The 20,738-nt window shown below is 45.3% G+C and carries 20 protein-coding genes and 1 riboswitch; of the genes, 19 read left to right on the top strand and 1 reads right to left on the bottom strand.

Features of this window, described 5'->3' with window-relative positions:
• Positions 1-10: 10 nt before the first annotated feature.
• Positions 11-184: a hypothetical protein gene (locus BMZ06_RS20620; protein ID WP_175477821.1), complete on the bottom strand. Its 174-nt coding sequence runs from the start codon at positions 182-184 to the stop codon at positions 11-13.
• Between the two features lie 120 nt (positions 185-304).
• Positions 305-411: riboswitch (SAM riboswitch) on the bottom strand.
• A gap of 277 nt (positions 412-688) precedes the next feature.
• On the opposite strand from BMZ06_RS20620, the gene BMZ06_RS07335 reads away from it, so the two are divergent.
• The 19 genes from BMZ06_RS07335 to BMZ06_RS07245 all read left to right on the top strand — a co-directional run bounded on the left by BMZ06_RS07335 (position 689) and on the right by BMZ06_RS07245 (position 20,721).
• A complete protein-coding gene (locus BMZ06_RS07335; protein ID WP_089751405.1) occupies positions 689-1,858 on the top strand; it encodes an acyl-CoA dehydrogenase family protein in 1,170 nt (389 codons plus the stop codon).
• Positions 1,859-1,880: 22 nt separating this feature from the next.
• Positions 1,881-2,645, top strand: a complete 765-nt coding sequence (locus BMZ06_RS07330; protein WP_089751404.1) for a beta-ketoacyl-ACP reductase — start codon at positions 1,881-1,883, stop codon at positions 2,643-2,645.
• Positions 2,646-2,666: 21 nt separating this feature from the next.
• On the top strand, positions 2,667-3,101 hold the full coding sequence (locus BMZ06_RS07325) for a MaoC family dehydratase N-terminal domain-containing protein (protein ID WP_089751403.1): 435 nt from the start codon (positions 2,667-2,669) through the stop codon (positions 3,099-3,101).
• A complete protein-coding gene (locus BMZ06_RS07320) occupies positions 3,098-3,517 on the top strand; it encodes a MaoC/PaaZ C-terminal domain-containing protein (protein ID WP_089751402.1) in 420 nt (139 codons plus the stop codon). Before BMZ06_RS07325 ends, BMZ06_RS07320 begins: the two co-directional genes overlap by 4 nt.
• 25 nt (positions 3,518-3,542) lie before the next feature.
• A complete protein-coding gene (locus tag BMZ06_RS07315) occupies positions 3,543-4,772 on the top strand; it encodes an acyl-CoA dehydrogenase family protein (protein ID WP_089751401.1) in 1,230 nt (409 codons plus the stop codon).
• Positions 4,762-5,535 carry an SDR family oxidoreductase gene (locus tag BMZ06_RS07310; protein ID WP_089751400.1) on the top strand — a complete coding sequence of 258 codons (774 nt, stop codon included), beginning with the start codon at positions 4,762-4,764 and terminating at the stop codon, positions 5,533-5,535. Before BMZ06_RS07315 ends, BMZ06_RS07310 begins: the two co-directional genes overlap by 11 nt.
• 337 nt (positions 5,536-5,872) lie before the next feature.
• A complete protein-coding gene (locus tag BMZ06_RS07305) occupies positions 5,873-7,045 on the top strand; it encodes a thiolase family protein (RefSeq protein ID WP_089751399.1) in 1,173 nt (390 codons plus the stop codon).
• 72 nt (positions 7,046-7,117) lie between these two features.
• Positions 7,118-7,687 carry a TetR/AcrR family transcriptional regulator gene (locus BMZ06_RS07300; protein ID WP_089751479.1) on the top strand — a complete coding sequence of 190 codons (570 nt, stop codon included), beginning with the start codon at positions 7,118-7,120 and terminating at the stop codon, positions 7,685-7,687.
• A 68-nt stretch (positions 7,688-7,755) separates the two neighbouring features.
• Positions 7,756-8,160, top strand: a complete 405-nt coding sequence (locus tag BMZ06_RS07295) for an acyl-CoA thioesterase (protein WP_089751398.1) — start codon at positions 7,756-7,758, stop codon at positions 8,158-8,160.
• Positions 8,161-8,183: 23 nt separating this feature from the next.
• The gene (locus tag BMZ06_RS07290) at positions 8,184-8,963 is read left to right on the top strand and encodes an SDR family NAD(P)-dependent oxidoreductase (RefSeq protein ID WP_089751397.1); all 780 of its coding nucleotides are present in this window, start codon (positions 8,184-8,186) and stop codon (positions 8,961-8,963) included.
• A gap of 71 nt (positions 8,964-9,034) precedes the next feature.
• Positions 9,035-10,705 carry a long-chain fatty acid--CoA ligase gene (locus BMZ06_RS07285; RefSeq protein ID WP_089751396.1) on the top strand — a complete coding sequence of 557 codons (1,671 nt, stop codon included), beginning with the start codon at positions 9,035-9,037 and terminating at the stop codon, positions 10,703-10,705.
• 93 nt (positions 10,706-10,798) lie between these two features.
• A complete protein-coding gene (locus BMZ06_RS07280) occupies positions 10,799-11,662 on the top strand; it encodes a branched-chain amino acid ABC transporter permease (protein WP_089751395.1) in 864 nt (287 codons plus the stop codon).
• Entirely contained in the window at positions 11,663-12,694 is a 1,032-nt protein-coding gene (locus tag BMZ06_RS07275; RefSeq protein WP_089751394.1) for a branched-chain amino acid ABC transporter permease, read from the top strand.
• A gap of 3 nt (positions 12,695-12,697) precedes the next feature.
• Positions 12,698-13,462 carry an ABC transporter ATP-binding protein gene (locus tag BMZ06_RS07270; RefSeq protein WP_089751393.1) on the top strand — a complete coding sequence of 255 codons (765 nt, stop codon included), beginning with the start codon at positions 12,698-12,700 and terminating at the stop codon, positions 13,460-13,462.
• Positions 13,455-14,162 (top strand): ABC transporter ATP-binding protein, encoded by a 708-nt coding sequence (locus BMZ06_RS07265; protein WP_089751392.1) that lies wholly within the window; start codon positions 13,455-13,457, stop codon positions 14,160-14,162. The genes BMZ06_RS07270 and BMZ06_RS07265 overlap by 8 nt, the downstream gene beginning before the upstream one ends.
• Positions 14,163-14,235: 73 nt before the next feature.
• A complete protein-coding gene (locus tag BMZ06_RS07260) occupies positions 14,236-15,459 on the top strand; it encodes an ABC transporter substrate-binding protein (protein ID WP_089751391.1) in 1,224 nt (407 codons plus the stop codon).
• Between the two features lie 1,199 nt (positions 15,460-16,658).
• Positions 16,659-17,867 (top strand): acyl-CoA dehydrogenase family protein, encoded by a 1,209-nt coding sequence (locus BMZ06_RS07255; protein WP_089751478.1) that lies wholly within the window; start codon positions 16,659-16,661, stop codon positions 17,865-17,867.
• Between the two features lie 16 nt (positions 17,868-17,883).
• The gene (locus BMZ06_RS07250; protein ID WP_089751390.1) at positions 17,884-19,491 is read left to right on the top strand and encodes a long-chain-fatty-acid--CoA ligase; all 1,608 of its coding nucleotides are present in this window, start codon (positions 17,884-17,886) and stop codon (positions 19,489-19,491) included.
• 78 nt (positions 19,492-19,569) lie between these two features.
• A complete protein-coding gene (locus tag BMZ06_RS07245) occupies positions 19,570-20,721 on the top strand; it encodes an acyl-CoA dehydrogenase family protein (RefSeq protein WP_089751389.1) in 1,152 nt (383 codons plus the stop codon).
• Positions 20,722-20,738: the final 17 nt, after the last annotated feature.

The following is a 20,738-nucleotide window of genomic DNA, read 5'->3' as shown; positions in this document are numbered from 1 at the left end:
ACTTTTTTCATTAAGAACAAACGGGTGAACCAATTTTATCCTTAAGCAGATCGTATTCATTTTCCAAGTTTTGCAAAGGCATATTTAATAGATTGTCTCGCTTATATTTGTAATTACGAGTTTGACTTAATTGGCAGATTAGATAGTTCCTGCGCTGAATCACGGCATCTCGAAGTCTGGACACAGGCGAATCCTCCTTTTAACATAAATTAAATTTAAAATTACCTGGATCTATAAACGATTAAAATATATCAACAAAATAAAACCTCTTCAGGTCAGAAGAGGTTGGGCGTTCGTCGTCCTCTCCTTATCTTTCAGAGCATTGTCTGCTGGAATGAGCACCTTCTATGACTTGATAGAGGTTGCTGCGGGATCTAAAGACCAGTTTCCTCCCCCGGCTCGTTATAAGGAATTGGGTTGTAAAGTACATATTTATCTGTACCACGTATCAGAAACTATTAATCATATTTTGGGTGATCCATAAAACCATGAGGCGAAAAATGACGAATTTGAATAAAAAACTTCGAAATAGCACAACGCTCGCAATCCTTTCGGAAAACATATCCAGAATTTATGCTATAGGTGTTGTATTTTCCGAAAATTTAAAATAATATAAAACTAAACATACTAACCAGTAGGTATGTTGATTATCCATCTTTTTAAAATAACAAAGATTGGGGATAGGGATATGCATTTACGATTAACAGAAGAACAGGAAATGGTTAAAAAGACCATTCGTAAATTTGTAGAAAAGGAATTAATTCCTTTAGAAAATGAAGTGCTTCGCAACGAGCGGGAAGGAAAGCCAAGCCTGCCTGAAGGCAAGATGAAGGAGCTCCAGATGAAGGCGAAGGAAGCCGGCTTCTGGGGGATTAATACTCCGGAAGAATACGGAGGGGCAGATCTTGGCCAGATGATGATGGCGATTGTATTAATGGAAGTTTCACGAACTTTCGTCCCCTTCCAGTTCGGTGGTTCAGCTGACAACATTCTATATTACGGAAATGAGGAGCAGAAACAGAAATACCTGATCCCTACGATCAACGGCGAGTTAAAATCCTGCTTTGCGATGACAGAGCCAGGCGCAGGTTCTGATACACGTAATATCCGGATGACTGCGGTTAAAGACGGAAATGAATGGATTTTAAACGGTGAAAAAACATTCATCACCGGTGGAAACGAAGCGGACTTTGTAATGGTCATTGCAGTTACCAACAAAGAACTTCATCAATCCTCAGGTGGGAGAGAAGGAGTTACCTGCTTTATTGCTGACCGTTCGATGGGATGGAAGTCAGAATATATCCACACCATGGGCGAGTGGGGCCCGGCAGCGCTTGTTTTCGATAATGTAAGGGTTCCTGAAGAAAATATTTTAGGGGAGATTGATCGAGGATACGAACTCGGACTTGAATGGATTGGCTTTGCCCGGTGGGTTGTCGGGGCAAGGGCTGTGGGAGCAGCAGAACGATTGCTAAATATGGCGATCGATTATGCCAACGAGCGTGAGACGTTCGGAAAGCCGATTGGAACCAGACAGGCTATACAGTGGCAGATTGCCGACTCAGCGGTAGAGATCGAAGCAGCCAAATGGCTCGTCCTGAATGCAGCATTTACGCTCGACAACGGAGAGGATAACCGACACTATGCTTCAATGGCAAAACTTTACGGAGCAACCATGGGGAACAACGTGGTAGACCGCGTGCTTCAAATTCACGGAGGTATGGGGTACACAAGAGAGCTTCCGATCGAACGCTGGTACCGCGAGGCAAGACTATGGAGAATCTATGACGGTACAGACGAAATTCAGCGATTAATCATTTCCAGGAATCTATTAAAAGGACATGTGAAAATCGGCTAGATACTAAGGGAGGAAAATGGACATGGGAACTCAGTTTGAAGGTAGAACCGCATTTGTAACCGGAGGAAGCCGTGGGATCGGGAAAGGAATTGCCCGCCGTTTCGCGGAAGAAGGAGCTAATATAGCAGTTATTGATGTAAATGAAGAGGCTTTGCAGGAAGTAGAGAGTGAATTTAAGGAAGCTGGTTTTGATATTTATTGCAAGACAGCCAATGTCGTAGACTTCAGTCAAGTGGAAGCGGCGGTCCAGGAGGTACATGAGAAATTCGGATCGGTAGATATTTTGGTTAATAATGCCGGGGTAATTCGTGACAATATGCTTTTTAAAATGACGGATTCCGATTGGGATACGGTGATGGATGTCCACTTGAAGGGGTCGTTTAACGCGGCACGGGCCGTTCAAAAATATATGGTTGAAAATAAGTATGGCCGGATTATTAATATTTCTTCAACATCGGCACTCGGAAATCGCGGGCAGGCAAACTATGCAACAGCAAAAGCCGGTCTGCAGGGCTTCACCAAAACCCTTGCGATTGAGTTGGGTAAGTTCGGGATTACAGCAAACGCTGTAGCACCAGGGTTTATTGAAACCGAAATGACAAAGGAAACAGCTGCCCGGATCGGTATTTCGTTCGAGGACCTGGTACAGGCAAGCGTGGAGAAAATTCCGGCAGGACGGAGCGGGAAACCAGAGGATATTGCGAACGCTGTTGCTTTTTATGCGGATGAGCGCTCATCGTTTGTAAACGGCCAGGTCATTTATGTTGCCGGCGGTCCTAAGGACTAATTGAGGAGGAGGAAGCTGACTATGTTTGAGCATACGATTGGCAAAAGGTCCGAAAAAGTAAAAAACAGAGTAGAGCGAGGAGCCGTGAAAAAATTCGCAGAAGCTATCGGAGATTTGCATCCTATTTATACGGATGAAGAAAATTATTCCCGGAATATAGCGCCGCCGACGTTTCCAAGAGTATTCGATTACGGATCCATCGAAGAGCTGAACCTGCCGAATAAAGGCTTGATTCACGGAGAACAAAACTATCATTATGAGCGGCCGCTTTTTGTAGAAGAAGAGATTATTTGCTACGCCGAAGTAGATGATTACTACGAACGCAGCGGCAAAAGCGGCAATATGGGATTTTTAAAAGTGAAAAGATATGGCGAAGACCCTGAAGGCAGACTTATTTTCTCAGAAGAGCAGGTGGTTATTATCACGGAAGCAGTGCGAAAGGGGATGACGGTATGACTGGATTGAAAGACTTGCAAGTGGGCGAGTCGCTGGAAGAGATTACGCTCCCTCCTGTATCCAGGCTTGATCTGATTAAGTACGCGGGCGCTTCAGGAGACTACAATCCGATTCACACGATTGATGAGGAAGCAGAAAAGGCTGGTCTCCCAGGAATTATAGCTCACGGGATGTGGACGATGGGAAACTTAGCGAAGCTGTTCACTCCTTATTATGAGGAAGGTTTTATCCAGGACTATTCGATCCGTTTTAAAGGAATGGTTTTCCTGAATGATGTGATTACGCTTCACGCGGTTCTTGATGAACAGGGTGAAGAAGAGCTGTCGTTCTCCGTCCGCGCATCCAATCAGGATGGAAGAGATGTCATCAAAGGAAATGTGGTATTTTGTAAGCGTTTGATCACAGCAGCTACATAAAACGGGATAACGGAGGGACAATTTCATGGATTTTGAGTACTCACATAAAGTGAAAGATCTTCAGAAAAAATTGAATGCCTTTATGAACGACTATATTTATCCCAATGAAACGGTTTATGAAGCCCAGTTGAATCAGCAGGACCGTTTCGCCGACGTGCCGCCTATTATGGAGGAGCTGAAAGAGAAGGCGAAAGCGGCCGGATTATGGAATTTATTTTTACCGGATAGTGAATGGGGAGCGGGTCTTTCCAACCTGGAGTACGCCCCTTTATGCGAAATTATGGGGCGCTCAAGCATTGCGCCGGAAGTCTTCAACTGTGCTGCTCCAGACACGGGTAATATGGAGGTTTTGGAGCGATATGGAACGGAGGAGCAGAAGGATCAGTGGCTGCGTCCTTTATTGAATGGGGCAATCCGCTCCTGCTTTTCCATGACGGAGCCGGACGCCGCCTCCTCTGATGCCACGAATATTCAAACGAGGATAGAACGAGTCGGGGACGAATACGTGATCAACGGAACGAAGTGGTGGTCATCCGGAGCGGGAGACCCTCGCTGCAAGATTAGTATTGTTATGGGAAAAAACGATCCGGATGCTCCTAAGTATGACCAGCAGTCGATGATTCTGGTTCCTCTTGATACCCGGGGAGTGACGATTAAACGGACACTTCCGGTTTTTGGTTACGATCATGCACCGCACGGGCACGCGGAGATTGAGTTTTCGGACGTTCGAGTTCCTGCTTCCAATTTGATTTGGGGAGAGGGGAAAGGTTTTGCTATTGCTCAAGGCAGACTGGGTCCGGGAAGAATTCATCACTGCATGAGAACGATTGGAGCGGCAGAACGAGCGCTTGAAGAAATGTGTAAACGGGTGCAGGAGCGTGAAACGTTTGGGAAAAAGCTTGCTGATCAGGGTGTAATTCGTGAATGGATTGCGGACTCAGGAATTGAAATTGAGCAGGCGAGGCTTCTTACGTTAAAAGCAGCTTATATGATGGATACGGTCGGAAACAAAGAAGCGAAGGCAGAGATTGCCATGATCAAAGTGGTGGCTCCGAATATGGCGCTGAAAGTCATTGACCGCGCGATTCAAGCGTTTGGCGCAGCGGGCGTCAGTCAGGATACGATTCTGGCATCGCAGTGGGCAAATATCCGGACGCTGCGGCTGGCGGATGGGCCAGATGAAGTCCACCGACGCGCGGTTGCTAAATATGAGCTTAAGAAAACGCAGGATCGGAGTGGCGCATATGCACGCTAAACAGCTTTTTGATCTTACGGATAAAGTGGCTATTGTGACCGGAGGGGGCCGGGGCCTTGGTAAACAAATCGCAGAAGGCTTTGCGGAATCAGGTGCCCACGTTGTGGTTTGCTCACGTAAGCTGGATGCGTGTGAGGAAGTAAGCAGCCAGTTAAAAGAACTTGGCGTAGACTCCCTTGCTTTTGAGTGCGATGTTACGAATCCCGATAGTATGCAAAAGGTCGTGGACGAAACCGTCAATCATTTTGGACGCATCGATATTTTAGTAAACAATAGCGGTGCGACCTGGGGAGCTCCTGCAGAGGAAATGCCGCTTGAAGCCTGGCAGAAAGTGTTTAACGTAAATGTAACGGGGACATTTCTCATGTCTCAAATCGCAGGAAAAGTTATGCTCGAGCAAGGGTCAGGCAAAATCATTAACATTTCATCTGTCGCTGGCTTAAAAGGATCGGATCCAAAATATATGGACACGATTGGTTATAACTCAAGTAAAGGAGCTGTTCTTACATTCACCAAGGATCTTGCGGTCAAGTGGGGCCCGAGGGGAATATGTGTGAATGCGATTGCTCCAGGGTTTTTCCCGACAAAGATGTCCAAAGTACTTATGGAAAGAGGCGGAGATACCTTTCTGGAAGGCACACCCTTACGGAAATTCGGAAGTGAAGATGATTTAAAAGGAGCGGCTATTTTCTTAAGCTCAGCGGCTTCTGACCATATTACAGGTGACGTCATCATCGTGGATGGCGGCACACATGCCATGTAAAAAAGCTCTGTTAAGCGCTGTTTTTGATTTCTCATGAAGATCATTATTAAGCAATAGGGCCGGTTACTGTAAGACTCAGTTTCGAGATAACTTGGGCCCGTGGCCTAAAATCGATGAGGGTGGCTACGGAAACAACTCGCTTTCCTACGGGGGAACTGGCAAGCCTCCTCGGTCGCTTCTGAGGAGGCTCCGCGCATTCCCACGGAAAGCGAAATCGACCCCCGCAGGACCATCCTCGTCAACCAATATCTCGAAACGGAGTCTTAAACAAACGGGAGCTTAACTAGGAAGATCAATACGGAATTTTAATAGAGACAATTAATAGAGGAGTGACATTATGAGAGAACGTGATGCGGTGATTGTATCAGCAGTACGAACAGCTATAGGCAAACAGGGAGGAACACTAGCCAAAGTGCCAGCCCATGTCCTTGGAGCAGAAGTTATTAAGGAAGCAGTCAAACGAGCTGGTGTCGATGTGGATATGATTGAAGATGTGATTATGGGAAACGTGTTAAGTGGTGGCGGCAATGTGGCTCGTCTATCGGCTTTACAGTCCGGTCTGTCTATTAATCTTCCCGGTTTAACAGTGGACAGGCAATGCGGCTCCGGTCTCAATGCGATTTATCTCGCTGCTCAAGCCATTCGGGCAGGCAGCGGCGATGTTTATGTAGCGGGCGGAACGGAGAGTATGAGTCAGGCCCCTTACTTGATGGAGCGCCCGGAAAGAGCTTTCAGCCCTGTCCCTCCTAAGTTTAAGAAATCACAGCTGGCACCAAAAGAGATTGGTGATCCTCCAATGGGAATTACGGCTGAAAATCTTGCGGAGAAATACAGCATTCCAAGAGAAGAACAGGATCAATTCGCTCAGCAAAGCCAAGAAAGAATGGGGATGGCGATAGAGGAAGGGCGGTTTGAAGAGCAGATCGTATCGCTTGAGATTCCTGTTCGAAAAGGAGCACCGATTGAGTTTAAGGTAGATGAACATCCGAGACCCGGTTCAACTGTCGAAGGCATGGCTAAATTACGTCCGGCTTTTCTGGAAGAAGGAACGGTAACTGCTGGAAACAGCTCTGGTTTAAATGATGCTGCTTCTGCTCTGATGGTTATGTCGAGAGAAAAAGCCGAGCAATCAGGCCTGACTCCATTAGCCACCGTGAAGGCTTGTGCTGTAGCCGGGGTAGATCCAAATATTATGGGCATTGGTCCTGTGCCTGCCACTCAGAAAGTATTGGAGCAGACAGGTCTTGGCTTAGAGGATATGGACATTATTGAAATTAATGAAGCGTTTGCTGCGCAGGTGCTGGCTTGTAATAAAGAAATGAAGATGGATCTTGAGAAAGTGAATGTTAATGGAGGAGCGATTGCTCACGGGCACCCTCTTGGCGCGACAGGAGCCATTCTTGCGACAAAAGCCATTTATGAACTGAAACGAAGAGGCGGTCAACATGCTTTAGTTACAGCTTGCATCGGGGGCGGCCAAGGAATTGCCATGATTCTTGAACGTGGATGAAATCCGTCGTTTTCGTGAGATTTAGGAATGTTATAATAACGTATCATCCCTAAACGAGAGGACAATGCAGTGATGAAACAGAAAATGATTGATGTCAGCATTCATCTATTTGACAAAAAAGGCTTCACGGAAACGTCAATTCAGGAAATCGTGGACGAACTGGGAGTCACCAAAGGTACCTTCTATTATTATTTCACTAATAAACAGGAATTGTTAACGACGATTCACTTAAACTTCATTGAATTTCTCCTTAAAAAACAGGAGGAAATCCTTCAGGATGAAGCCAAGGATTCAAGAGAAAAGCTGCGTGCGATGATTTATATGGTTCTGCAAAGTATTAATGAGCGGAAAAAAAGCGCGAGGATCTTTTTCCGTGAAATGCGTAATTTGGGACCCAAGTACCTGGAACAGAACGTTGAAAAAAGAGATCAGTTCCGTAAAAATCTACAGCAACTTGTGGAAGAAGGTATTCATAAAGGAGAGTTTCAGGAAGACCTACATGCCGACATGGTTACGCGCGGAATACTAGGAATGACAAACTGGAGTTATTACTGGTATAACCCTGAGGGAGATGTATCGGCTGAAGAACTCACAGACATTTACGTAGAGATCCTGTTAAATGGAATTAATAAAAGCGACTAACGTGATCGCTTCCCTTATTAAAAGGGTTTTTTTAAAGGATACTAACCGGTTAGAAGGGAGGGTGACACTTGAATCATCAAATACGAGTGAGAGTCCGTTTCTGTGAAACGGATATGGCGGGACACGTAAATAATACGAGTTATTTCATTTATCTAGAGGAAGCCAGGGGGAAATTCTTTCAAGAAGTGATTCCAGAGGAGCTGAACTCAGCTGGGCAATTCATTTTGGCATCCACGAAGTGCGATTTCGTCAGTCAGGCTTATTTTGGGCAGGAATTGATCGTGTCTTCCTGGGTATCACACATTGGAAACAGCAGCTTCTACTTTACTCACAGCATAGAAGCAGCCGACACAGGAGAACGGATTGCAGATTCGGAAGCCGTAGTCGTTCATTTTAATTATGAAGCGCAGAAAAGTGAAACTATCCCTCAACATTTACGTGACGCGCTTGAAAGTCATCTTGTACAGAATTAATTAGAAGAAAGGAGAGGGTAATCATTTCTAGATTTAAAGGTGCGATAGCTGTGGTAACGGGCGCTGGCAGCGGAATCGGCGAACAGACGGCTGCTCGGCTTGCCTCCGAAGGGGCTCACGTTATTCTGGTGGGACGGACTGTATCCAAGCTTGAGCGAGCAGCTCAGCAGATTAATGAAGGTCTGAGTGAACCCGCAGCGGATATTTTTCAAGCGGATGTGACGAAAGAAGAGGAAGTACAGGAGCTGGCTGATTTTATTGAGCAGAAGGCAGGAGACCTTCACATTCTTGTAAACAATGCGGGAACCTCAGGGAATTCTACCATACTTAATATGGAAGAATCGGAGTGGGACAGAATTCAGAACACGAATTTAAAAAGCGTTTATCTAGTCTCGAAAGCACTTGGACGTATCATAATCAAAGGTAAGGAGAAGGAAGAAACAGATGTCAATCGGTCAATCGTAAACGTGGCTTCCTTATCTGGACATAAAGCAGGAGCTAAGATTCCTCATTACAGTTCCTCCAAAGCTGCGGTCATTAATTTTACCAAGTCACTGGCACTGGAGCTTGCGTCATATGGAATCCGGGTGAATTCAGTTTCCCCTGGCTTTGCGGAAACTCCGCTGACAGAAGAAGGACTGAAGAATAAACGATTTGAAGAAGCCATTCAGCGCAATACGGCGCTCAGTCGAGTGGGGCGTCCTGAAGAAATTGCTAAAGTGATTACTTTTGCTGCCTCAGACGAAGCCTCCTATATGACGGGATCAGATTTATTAGTTGATGGCGGATGGATGATTACTTAAGTGCTCTTTGACTTAATAAGAAAACGCTTACAATAAGCATTTGGATCTGAATTGAAAAAGGAGAGATCTTCATGAAAACGAAGCACTATGATTTCTGGCCAAAATTAACGAAAACGATTACCGTGCCGGAAACGTCTATTTACGACAATCTTAAAGTATCGGCAGCGCGTTACCCCGATCACGAAGCGATTTATTATTATGGTGCAACAATGACATACCAGGAACTTCTGGCAGAGGTCGATAACCTGGCTGGTTATCTGCAGCAATACTTAGAAGTCACCAAAGGGGAGAAAATTCTATTATTCATGCAAAATTCTCCCCAATTCATTATTGGCTACTATGCCATCTTAAGAGCAGGAGCTGTTGTTGTACCGATTAATCCGATGCTGAAAACAAACGAACTCGAGTTTTACATTAAGGATGGTTCCATGAGAAATGCCTTAATTGGACAGGAATTCATGGAAGTAGTCGAGCCGTTAGTAGAAAGTACATCGCTTGAAAACCTGATTGTGGCTGCTTATTCCGATTATAAAGGAAATGAACTTGGAGATTATCTTCCCGCGGAAGTTTCTGCGGAACGAGCTTCCTTAACAGGAGAGCATCTGCATATATGGGGGGAGGCTCTTAAACACAGAGCAGAACCGCAGGATCAATTGATTGCAGCCGACGACTTAGCTGTACTTCCTTATACATCTGGAACGACCGGCCTGCCGAAAGGGTGTATGCATACGAATCGTACCGTACAGGCGAATACCGTGGGGGCTTATCACTGGTCTCGTGCTACTACTGATTCAAGTACATTAGCGACCTTGCCATTATTTCACGTGACCGGCATGATTCACAGCATGCTGATGCCGATTTTCAGCGGGAATAAAATTGTCGTTATGACCAGATGGAACCGCGAAGCTGCACGCCAGCTGATTCGCGATCAGCAGTGCACACACTGGGTGACGATCAGTACCATGTTGGTTGATTTCCTTGCTAACCCTGCTGTTAAGTCGGATGATCTGAGCTCGCTTTATGCCATATCCGGCGGAGGAGCATCTTTTCCAAAAGCTCTTGGCGAAAAGCTCTATAATCTGACAGAGCTTGAATTTGTGGAAGGATACGGGCTGTCTGAGACCATTGCTCAAACCCATTTCAATCCACCTGATCGGCCGAAACTTCAATGCCTTGGCATCCCTTCATTTAATGTGGATTCGCGGATTATTGATCCGGCCACTAATGAAGAAGTTCAGACTGGTGAGATTGGAGAAATTGTTGTAAACGGACCTCAAGTCATGCTCGGCTATTACAATCGTGAAGATGAAAATGAAAGCGCTTTTATAGATATTGATGGCAAGTCTTTTTTCCGGACGGGAGATATTGGACGCTGTGATGAGGAGGGCTACTTCTTTATTGTCGATCGAGTGAAGCGGATGATCAATGCCTCTGGATTTAATGTCTGGCCGACCGAAGTAGAATCAGCTCTGTATGATCACCCCGCCATTCAGCAAGCTTGTGTAGTTGGCGTTCCAGATCCTAGGAAAGGTGAGAATATTAAAGCGTTTGTCATTTTAAATGATGGATACGAAGGAGAAGTGACAGAAGAAGAAATTATTACCTGGTCCAAAGAAAAAATGGCTGCTTATAAGTATCCAAGAATGGTGGAGTTCAGAGAAGAATTTCCTACAACCAATAGTGGAAAGATCTTGTGGCGGAAACTGCAGGAACAGGAGAGGGAGAAGGTGCAAGGTAGTTAACAATTGATTGAATTGGTCTGGGACCCCGGGTGTTTTTGTACCGTTATTCTCGGGTCCTCCCGGGCTTTAAAATCTGGTTAAAGGGGAAGTTCAATGGATATTTTAACGCAGCAGCTATTCAATGGGCTAACAATTGGCAGTGTGTATAGTCTGGTTGCTTTGGGACTGACACTCGTTTACGGCATCCTACACATTCCTAACTTTGCCCACGGTGCTCTTTACATGCTTGGTGCCTATATCACTCTGACCTTGATGCTGTTATGGGGGATTCATTATTGGATAGCAATGGCCGTTTCTGTTCTTGTAGTAGGACTTCTCGGAGTTCTTATGGACCGTCTGGTTTTCCACCCGCTTCGAAATGCTCCTCCGATCCACGATAAAATAGCGGCGATCGGTATGCTGTTGTTTCTCGAAGCATTTGCTCAATTGATTTGGGGAGCCGACTACCGCACTATGACCACACCTTACGGACAAGTCATTAACCTTTTTGGAACGACCGCCACAATGCAGCGGGTGCTCATTAATATTGGAGCCATAGCGGTCATGATTCTACTCTACCTGTTTTTGAAAAAGACGTATATTGGCGCCACCATTATTGCCATGGCGCAAAACCGTGAAGGAGCCCATTTAGTAGGCATCAATACAAATAAAGTCGCGATGCTTACGTTTATGATTTCAGGTGGATTGGCTGCCATTGCCGCCTCTTTATCGGCACCGATCAATCTTGTCTTTCCGGGAATGGGGCACCTCGTTATTCTAAAAGCCTTCGTCATTATCATTCTTGGCGGAATGGGCAGTATTCCTGGAGCTATTCTCGGCGGTTATATTCTCGGCTTTACGGAAAGTCTTGGCGCCACCTATATTTCTAACGATTATAAAGACCTCATTGCTTTTTTACTTCTCGTGATTATTCTATCTATTCGTCCTAAAGGTCTTTTTTCCAGGGAGGGTTTCTAAATGGGAGCTTATCTTAAGAAAAGAGGCTGGATGATCGGTTTCATTTTACTGGCCGTTGTGTTTCCTTTTCTCTCGCAAAATGACTACTTTCTGCATGTGTTAACTCTTGCCTTCATCTGGATGATTGCGGTTTATGGGCTGAATCTTCTGGCAGGTTACACCGGATATTTGTCCCTTGCGCACGCTGGTTTTTTCGCCATTGGAGCTTACGCTTTAGGATTGCTGACGGTTAAAGCAGGGCTGAACTACTGGATTGCTCTCGTACTTGCTTGTGTGATAACAAGTGCCATTGGTTTTGTCGTAGGGCTGGTTGCGTTGAGGACCCGGGAACACTTTTTTGCCATCTACACACTGTGTGTCGGGTATATCATCTATTTGGTGATAGATAAATGGGACAGCCTCACCGGCGGTGTGCGGGGATTAATTGGAATTCCGGCTCCAACAGCAATTGGTCCCATATCGTTCGAAACGCCTCTCTCTCAATATTACCTGATTCTCTTTTTCTTGCTGGCTACCATTCTCATTATGTATCGGATTATCCATTCTCTCACAGGCCGTACCTTTATAGCGATTCGAAACAGTGAAGACCTGGCTCAGACGATTGGGATATCTACGATGAAAAACAAGCTGCTCGTCTTTGTTCTTTCTACGTTTTTTGCGGGTCTGGCGGGAGCCTTGTATGCTTCATTTATCAGGTTCATTGGGCCTGACATTGGATACATTACAATTATTTTTGATTTTCTTACCTACTTGTTAGTTGGTGGTCTGGGAACTCTCGCTGGCCCGATTGTAGGCACCTTTCTTATTGTCAGCGTCTCTCAATCTCTTCAATTTTTGCAAGACTATCGGATGCTTATTTTCGGTCCGCTCTTAACTATACTGATCATTTTCTATCCGAGGGGCATTGCAGGAGCGTATCTTGATTTTCGTATGAAGAGACAAGCGAGAAAAAAGAAATCCGTTCCGTCAAAGCAGACTTCTTATGTTCAGCAGTCGCAGGAAGATGAGGAGAAAAGAGTGAAGGAGGGATAAAACATGTTTATTGAAACCAGACAGCTTACGAAGAAGTTTGGGGGACTAGTCGCCGTTAACGAAGTAGATTTTACAATTGAAAAGGGTAAGATCAATGCGATTATCGGTCCGAATGGAGCCGGGAAATCCACGTTCTTTAACCTGGTAAGCGGATCGTACACACCAAGTTCAGGGCAGGTGTTTTATAAGGGGAAGGACATTACGAAGCTGCCCCCGAATAAGATCGCTACTCTTGGGGTAGCCCGTACGTTCCAGACCACAAACCTTTTCGAACAGTCCACGGTTCTTGACAACGTGATCGTTGGACACCGGCTCAGGACACGGTCCAACCTGCTCGATGCAGTACTCAGAACCAAACGTTATAAACTAGAAGAGAAAAAGTGCCGCGACAAAGCGATGGAGGTTCTTGATTTCGTTGAATTGACGCATGTAAGGGGCGAGCTTGCGGTTAATATCTCCCAGGAAGAGAAGAAGAGGGTTGCTTTCGCACTTGCGCTCGCTACGGATCCGGAGGTAGTTTTTCTGGATGAACCGACTGCGGGGATCAATCCAGGAGAAACAGAAGGCCTGGCAGCATTGATGGAAAAAATGGTCAAGCGGGGCATTACCGTATGCTTAATTGAACACAAAATGAAAATGATTATGAAGCTTGCCGACAAGATCATGGTCTTAAATTATGGGGAGAAAATAGCAGAGGGAACTTCTGAGGAAATCATGAACAATCAGGCGGTTATTGAAGCATATTTAGGTGGTGACGCGAGTGCTTGAGTTATCGAATGTATCTGTGAAATATGGAAGCTTTGCGGCAGTCAAAGATATTGATATTGAGGTGGAAAAGGGAGAGCTGGTCGTTTTACTTGGCTCAAATGGAGCGGGAAAAAGTACAACCTTTAACGCTATCAGCGGACTTCAAAAACCGAGCGCCGGGGATATCTTTTTTGAAGGGAAATCCATCACAGGGTTATCACCAGATAAGATTGTACAAGCTGGAATCGTGCAATGTGCAGAGGACCGCAAGCTGTTTCCTCAAATGTCTGTTCATCAAAATTTGATTATGGGAGCCTATGTTCACCGAAAAAAGCGGAAACAAGTAAAAGAGTCCATTTCCGAGGTATATGAGCTTTTTCCAATCCTGCGCGAGAAAAAAGAGAACGCGGCTGGCTCGTTGAGTGGAGGGCAGCAGCAGATGCTCGCAATTGGCAGGGCGTTAATGTCCCGACCGAAAATGATGCTTCTTGATGAGCCATCCATTGGACTTGCTCCTCTCATTGTAGAGCAGATGTTTGAGGTCATTCAGAAAATCAATAAGGATGGTACAACAGTTTTACTGGCCGAACAGAATGCCTTTGCTGCATTAAAAATTGCGGATCGGGGCTATGTCTTTGAAAGTGGATCCATGGTGGTGAAGGGATCATCGGAAGAGTTGTTAGCAAATGATACGGTTCGCAGGGCTTATATTGGTGCCTGATGATAAGTGAGTGGAAGACGTTGGAGCAGCGTTCGGTCAAATAGAAAACACCTATCCTTAAGGAGGAGATCTAATGAAGGTTTTCAGATTATCTGCTTTTCTGGTGATGCTTTCGTTTCTGTTTATTTTAGGGGGATGTATTGATAATCCGTCCAATTCAGCGTCTGGTGATGGGGGCGGAGAAAGTCAAACGGAAGAAACGAAAGCAGAAGAGGGGGAAAAACTGGTCAGCATCGGTTATACGGGACCTTTAAGCGGACCGGCAGCCTATTATGGAGAACGATCGTTGAATGGTCTTAAGATGGCTGTCGAAGAAATCAATAATAATGGCGGATTTGAGATTGATGGACAAACGTATAAATATAATCTCGTGTCGCTCGATGATAAATACCTCCCTAATGAGACCGCAGCTAATGCCAAACGTTTGCTTCAGGAAAATAATACACCGATTATTTTCACTCCTCACAGCGGAGGCGTAAAGGCTATGCAAGTATTCAATGAAAAGGAAAACTTCCTCATTGGAGCTTATACGAGTGAACCGGCAGTGACAGCAGAAGGTAACGAGCTGACGGTTCGAATTCCACCGAGCTATGATGGCTACATCGAACCATTCACTAATTATGCAATGGACAACTTCGGTAAGAAAATTGCAGCTCTTCCGACGTCTTCGCAGTACGGAAAAGACTGGACAGAAGCCCTGCTGCCGCATTGGAAAGAGCAAGGCGGAGAAGTAGTCTATAACTCTTCTATCGATTTCTCGAAGGATACGGATTTCTTCACATTAGTTACTAATGCCTTAGAAGGGGATCCAGATGTATTATTTATTGGCGGTCCATCAGAGCCAACGGCTAAGGTAGCCAAACAGGCTAGGGAATTAGGTTTTGAAGGCGGGTTTATTGTCATGGATCAGGCCAAGCTGAATGAAATGAAAACCGTCACAGGTTCTTTTGAGATGCTGAATGGTGCGGTCGGTGTGACACCGCTTGTAAATTCAGATTATCCAGGAACTGCTGAATTTATTGAAAAATATAAAGAGAAATATGGGGAAGAACCGGGATCTGAAGCTGGTTATCATTACGTAGGGATGTATGCCTTTATGGAATCTATGAAAGCCGCGGGAACGGTTGATGATCCAGAAGCTATCCGTTCTCATATGCAAGAGGGATTGGAGGCGATCCCTGAAGAGAAAGAAGTTTACACGATTAAGAGAATTGAAGAGGATGGAGGCTTCACGACTGGTTTACGGATTGCAGCAGTCGAAAACGGTGAAATAGTCACGATTAACGTGAACGAGTAAGTGGATTAAGCCAGTTGTATGAAGAGACTACACCATATAACTGGCTTTTTTATACATAGACATCCCTGAAAGGAAGGATGAAGTAAACGTTGCGGTTCATTAGCAGGTTATTACATTAAAGGGGCGGATAGTTGAAGATTCAGTTTCGAGATATTGGTTCACAGTGAAGGTCCTGCGGGGGATGATTCGCTTTCCGCGGGCATGTGCTGAGCCTCCTCGAGCTAAAGCTCTCCGGGGTCTCACCGATCATGTTTATCCCGCAGGAGTCTTCATCATCCCCCTCCGGACCTAGCCAAATCAGATGCTCGAAACCACTTCAGACATCACATGCGTAATAAGACATTAGACCATGTGATTGTGCAGCTATTTTCAGGATGTAACGACCCGCAATAGCCTGACATAAAAGCATTTAATCCAGATTAAGGAGGAGGATCTTTCTCTTCTAGAAGGGACCGTTTTCCATAATCATGTTGGGATGGTGGGGAAATGGCGAGACTCCCTGGCTAAAAGCGGAAGCACCTTGGTCAGCGGCGTATGGACTGGACGTTCAAATGTGGAGGTGCCTTGCTCAGCCTCGACAAGCTTAAGAACGACCATGAAAGGAAGTGCCCTCCTTCCTATCATGGTTGGACTTAAGACCTCGAGAGGCTAGGCACCGAAACTAGCCTGGAGCTGGCGGAGATAAAGGAAACACGAAGAGCGGAGCGATTCGATGTTGACTTATCGTACAGAAGTGAGGGAAGTCTCACTAGCGGCTAGGTGCTGGAGCTGGATAGCACTCATCGTCGTTTATGTCCTGATTTACGCTTATGACTTATGAGCGTGTAAGAGCGGGAGAAGGGACTAGGTGAGATCCCGCAGGGAGTGAAACGAGCGAGGAAGCTCACCGTTCCCCCATAGGAAAGTGTTCAAATGTGGAATCACCCCGAAAGACACGACCAGCATAAGCCGAGCATCAAAAGGAGGGTGGTTTTTCCGTCCGTTGATGAACGGCTTATGTCTCGAGTGTCTGGGTGATGGAACAAGACGAGTTATTTCCCCACCAGCCCTTACCCACCTAACGTAACGGCCCCATTTATTTCGAAACTGTGTCTTCAACAAACGGGAGCTTTTCTTTAAGAATGAACACGGAGATTAAATGGTAATGTGCCTGTTGAATTAGAGGTTTATATGAATAAATTAAGGAGGAGATTTGAATGATGAATTTTGAATTAACGGAAGAGCAGGAAATGGTTAGAAAAGTGGTTCGTAAATTCGTAGATCAGGAAATCAATCCTTACATTCAGGAATGGGATGAAAAGGGTCACTTTGAATCCTCAATTATGAACCGTCTCGCAGACCTGGATTTGATGGGAGTTTGTATCCCTGAGCAATACGGGGGCAGTGGAATGGATTACAATACACTCGCGATTGTCTGCGAAGAATTAGAGCGGGGAGATACAGCCTTCCGTACAGCTGTCTCCGTTCATACAGGTCTTAATAGTATGACACTGCTCCAATGGGGCAATGAAGCCCAGAAGCAGAAATACCTTATTCCGCAGGCAAAAGGAGAAAAAGTAGGGGCGTTCGGATTAACGGAGCCGAATGCAGGTTCCGATGTCGCCTCCTTGCAAACAACAGCAACAGAAGAAGGAGACTTCTACATCTTAAACGGTCAGAAAACGTGGATTTCCTTATGCGATCATGCCGATCATTTTCTCGTTTTTGCTTATACAGACAAAAGTCAGAAGCATAAAGGCATATCAGCTTTTATCGTAGAAAGGACCATGGAGGGGTTCTCTTCCCAGGCTATCAAAGGCAAGCTTGGTATTCGGGCAGGGAACACGGGAGAACTATTTTTTGATCATGTAAAGGTACCGAAAGAAAATCTGCTTGGAGAAGAAGGAGAAGGATTTAAGATTGCTATGGCCGCTCTCGATAATGGGCGCTTTACGGTGGCTGCCGGCGCATGCGGTCAGATTCTTGCGTGCCTTGAGGAAAGTGTGAAGTATTGCCACGAAAGAAAAACGTTTGGGAAAGAAATCGGCAAGCATCAGCTGGTCCAGCAGATGCTCGCTAAAATGGAAGCGGGCTATCAAATGTCCCGTCTCCTTGTTTTCCGCGCGGGGGAATTAAAAAATCAGGGCAGACGGAACACACGGGAAACGTCACTTGCGAAATGGCAGGCCTGTGATTATGCGAATGAAGCAGCGAATGATGCTGTTCAAATTCACGGAGCTTATGGATATTCACATGAATACCCGGTAGAACGATTTTTAAGGAACTCGAAAGCTCCTGTCATTTATGAAGGAACACGTGAAATTCATACGGTCATGCAGGCGGAGTACGTACTTGGCTATCGGTCAGATAAGACTTTATCACGTTCACTCCCGGCATGGCCTTATGATGAGGTGAAGGAAGAAGTGTAAAGAAGGAGGACTTCATGTGACGGACTTAAAAAATCGGCCGTGGTATTCATCGTATTCTCCAGAAATGAAGACAGAAATAAACCTTCCAGAAAGGTCTCTCTATACATTGCTTCAAGAATCGGCTCATGAATTCGGGGAGAGAATGGCCATCCTGTATGAGGATTGCCGGATAACCTATCGGCAATTGAAAGACAATGTAGATCGGTTGGCGGGAGCCTGGAATGAACAGGGCTTAAAGAAAGGCGAACGAATCGGACTGATGATTTCCAATCATCCGGACTATGTCATCGCTTATTATGCTGCTCAAAAGCTCGGTCTGATCGTGGTTCAAATTAATCCGCGTTATACAGCAAGAGAACTGTTTCACATCATCGAAGACTCCGGAATGAACTATCTGGTAGCTGAAGAGAGCAATCGATTACTCATTGAGCAGGTAAAGGAAGAGAGTGGCATTTCTCTTGTCTTTTTCTCAAAAGAAGATCGGGATCTTCCTGAATCGCTGGAAAACCTTATCAATAATGCGTATCCACTGAAAAAGGATATTCCTATCACTGCTAAAGAGGATGTAGCTGTGATTCAATACACAGGCGGAACGACCGGTAAAATTAAAGGGGCCATGCTCACACATTACAACTTAGTGGCGAACGTTATGCAGAGCCACGCGATGTATGGAGAGCTAATGGTGAAAGGAAAGGAGACCGTCCTTGCCGCTACTCCGCTTTATCACGTGTATGCCATGACAAGTGCCATGAATCTCGGAATCTATCTTGGGGCTTCCATTCTCTTAATTCCAGAGTTCAAGGTGGCTGAGGTAGCGGAAAAAATTAAAAAGTATCAGCCCACCTTTTTTCCGGGCGTGCCAAAGATGTATAGCGCTTTTGTCCAGTACCCCAATATAGAATCCTATCGCCTCGATTCTCTTAAGTTTTGTTCAAGTGGATCCGCTCCACTACCTGTAGAGATTATTAGACGGTTTGAACGTTTGACGGGGGCCGTAATTGGTGAGGGGTTTGGTCTATCAGAAGCATCCCCTTCCACCCATCGGAACCCTGCTGGCGGAATAAGAAAAATAGGGAGTATCGGTTTGCCTTTTCCTGGGACGGACTGCCGGATTGTAGATGATCTTGATGAGACTCTTCCGGTCAATAGTGTAGGAGAGCTCATCATTAAAGGCCCCCAGGTTATGAAAGGTTATTGGGATCAGCCAGAAGAGACCAGTCACACGTTAAGAGATGGATGGTTATACACGGGGGACCTCGCCATGTGTGATGAGGATGGATACTTTTATATAGTTGGAAGAAAAAAAGAAATGATTATCAATGGCGGATTTAATATTTATCCGCAGGAAATTGAAAGCGTTTTATATGAAAATCCCGCTGTGAAGGATGCAGCGGTGGTAGGAATTCCAGACAGGGATAAGGGGGAAATCGTAAAAGCCTATGTAGTTTTGAAAAAAGAGCCCAGCGTGGACATAGATGATTTAAAAGAATACTGTTCCACCCGTTTAACCCAGTATAAAGTGCCCAGGCAATATGAAATTCGTGAAGAACTTCCGAGAAATACAGTGGGAAAATTATTAAAGCGAAAACTGATCGAGGAAGAGAAAGCGAAAACCAGCCAATAAATATAACCTATTGCCTTAAATATAGATTCATCTGGGGATGTAGAATTCTTAAAAATTTGTATCCAGGGAGTGGTGAAAATGGATTTTAATTTTGACGAAGATATTCAAATGTTGAAGAACAGCGTGCACGATTTTATTCAAACGGAAGTAGAAGCGGTAGCCATGGAGATTGAGAGAGAGAATAGAATTCCTGAACATATCATTGAGATGTCTAAAGAAATGGGATTGTTTGGTCTAAGTATTCCAGAAGAATATGGAGGTCTTGGAATAGGGATGGTGGGAAAGTGTGCTTTATATGAAGAAATTGGAGCTACACATAATGGCTACACCACACTGGTTGGCGGTCACACAGGAATTGGCACAGTCGGTATTGTAGAAATGGGCAATGAAGCTCAGAAACAAAAATATCTGCCGAAGCTCGCGCGCGGAGAGTCGATCGGAGCTTTCGCCCTTACTGAACCAAGTGCTGGTTCGAATGCTACCAACCTAAAGACCACCGCGGTTAAACAAGATGATAAATACATCCTTAACGGGACGAAGCACTATATTACGAATGCCACAGAAGCCGATATCTTTACGGTAATGGCCGTGACAGATGCGAGTAAAGGGGCGAAAGGAATCACTTCATTTATTGTGGAAAAAGATTTTCCAGGTTTCCAGGTCGGAGCTGTGGAACCTAAAATGGGGCTCCACGGTTCTCATTCAGCCGAAATCATCTTAGAAGACTGTGAAGTTCCTCTCGAGAATGTACTCGGTCAAGAAGGGGAGGGCTATGTGAATGCTCTGAAAATCCTTGCGAACGGACGGGCCGGCTTGGCTGCAAGAAATTTAGGGTCCTGCCAGAAGCTGCTGGATTTATCGATGCAGTTTACACAGGAACGAGAACAGTTTGGTGTGCCGATTATCGAACACCAGGCGGTTGCCCATATGGTTTCTGAAATGGCGGTAGAAATCGAAGCGCTTCGATCCTTTACGTACCGGATTGCCTGGATGGTGGATCAAGGTCAGAAAGTAATTAAAGAAGCGGCCATGCTTAAATTATATGGATCAGAAGTGTATAACCGAGTAGCCGATAAAGCTGTTCAAGTTCACGGAGGTATTGGTTACATAGCCGACTACCCGATTGAACGATTCTTCCGTGATGCACGAATTACGCGAATTTATGAAGGAACATCTGAAATTCAGAAAAACATTATTTCCAGCCAATTGAAAAAGGAATACAGCTTGTGAACGGGAGAGGGTGTTAT

Origin of the sequence: Halobacillus alkaliphilus, assembly GCF_900113125.1 — a bacterium.
Lineage (GTDB): Bacteria > Bacillota > Bacilli > Bacillales > Halobacillaceae > Halobacillus > Halobacillus alkaliphilus.
Note: the sequence above shows the minus strand (reverse complement) of the source record. Positions and strands in the feature narration are given on the sequence as shown.

Bases quoted from the DNA above. Each gene is read 5' to 3' on its own strand.
- BMZ06_RS07335 (WP_089751405.1), top strand. From the start codon at position 689: ATGCATTTACGATTAACAGAAGAACAGGAAATGGTTAAAAAGACCATT.
- BMZ06_RS07330 (WP_089751404.1), top strand. From the start codon at position 1,881: ATGGGAACTCAGTTTGAAGGTAGAACCGCATTTGTAACCGGAGGAAGC.
- BMZ06_RS07325 (WP_089751403.1), top strand. From the start codon at position 2,667: ATGTTTGAGCATACGATTGGCAAAAGGTCCGAAAAAGTAAAAAACAGA.
- BMZ06_RS07320 (WP_089751402.1), top strand. From the start codon at position 3,098: ATGACTGGATTGAAAGACTTGCAAGTGGGCGAGTCGCTGGAAGAGATT.
- BMZ06_RS07315 (WP_089751401.1), top strand. From the start codon at position 3,543: ATGGATTTTGAGTACTCACATAAAGTGAAAGATCTTCAGAAAAAATTG.
- BMZ06_RS07310 (WP_089751400.1), top strand. From the start codon at position 4,762: ATGCACGCTAAACAGCTTTTTGATCTTACGGATAAAGTGGCTATTGTG.
- BMZ06_RS07305 (WP_089751399.1), top strand. From the start codon at position 5,873: ATGAGAGAACGTGATGCGGTGATTGTATCAGCAGTACGAACAGCTATA.
- BMZ06_RS07300 (WP_089751479.1), top strand. From the start codon at position 7,118: ATGAAACAGAAAATGATTGATGTCAGCATTCATCTATTTGACAAAAAA.
- BMZ06_RS07285 (WP_089751396.1), top strand. From the start codon at position 9,035: ATGAAAACGAAGCACTATGATTTCTGGCCAAAATTAACGAAAACGATT.
- BMZ06_RS07280 (WP_089751395.1), top strand. From the start codon at position 10,799: ATGGATATTTTAACGCAGCAGCTATTCAATGGGCTAACAATTGGCAGT.
- BMZ06_RS07275 (WP_089751394.1), top strand. From the start codon at position 11,663: ATGGGAGCTTATCTTAAGAAAAGAGGCTGGATGATCGGTTTCATTTTA.
- BMZ06_RS07270 (WP_089751393.1), top strand. From the start codon at position 12,698: ATGTTTATTGAAACCAGACAGCTTACGAAGAAGTTTGGGGGACTAGTC.
- BMZ06_RS07260 (WP_089751391.1), top strand. From the start codon at position 14,236: ATGAAGGTTTTCAGATTATCTGCTTTTCTGGTGATGCTTTCGTTTCTG.
- BMZ06_RS07255 (WP_089751478.1), top strand. From the start codon at position 16,659: ATGAATTTTGAATTAACGGAAGAGCAGGAAATGGTTAGAAAAGTGGTT.
- BMZ06_RS07245 (WP_089751389.1), top strand. From the start codon at position 19,570: ATGGATTTTAATTTTGACGAAGATATTCAAATGTTGAAGAACAGCGTG.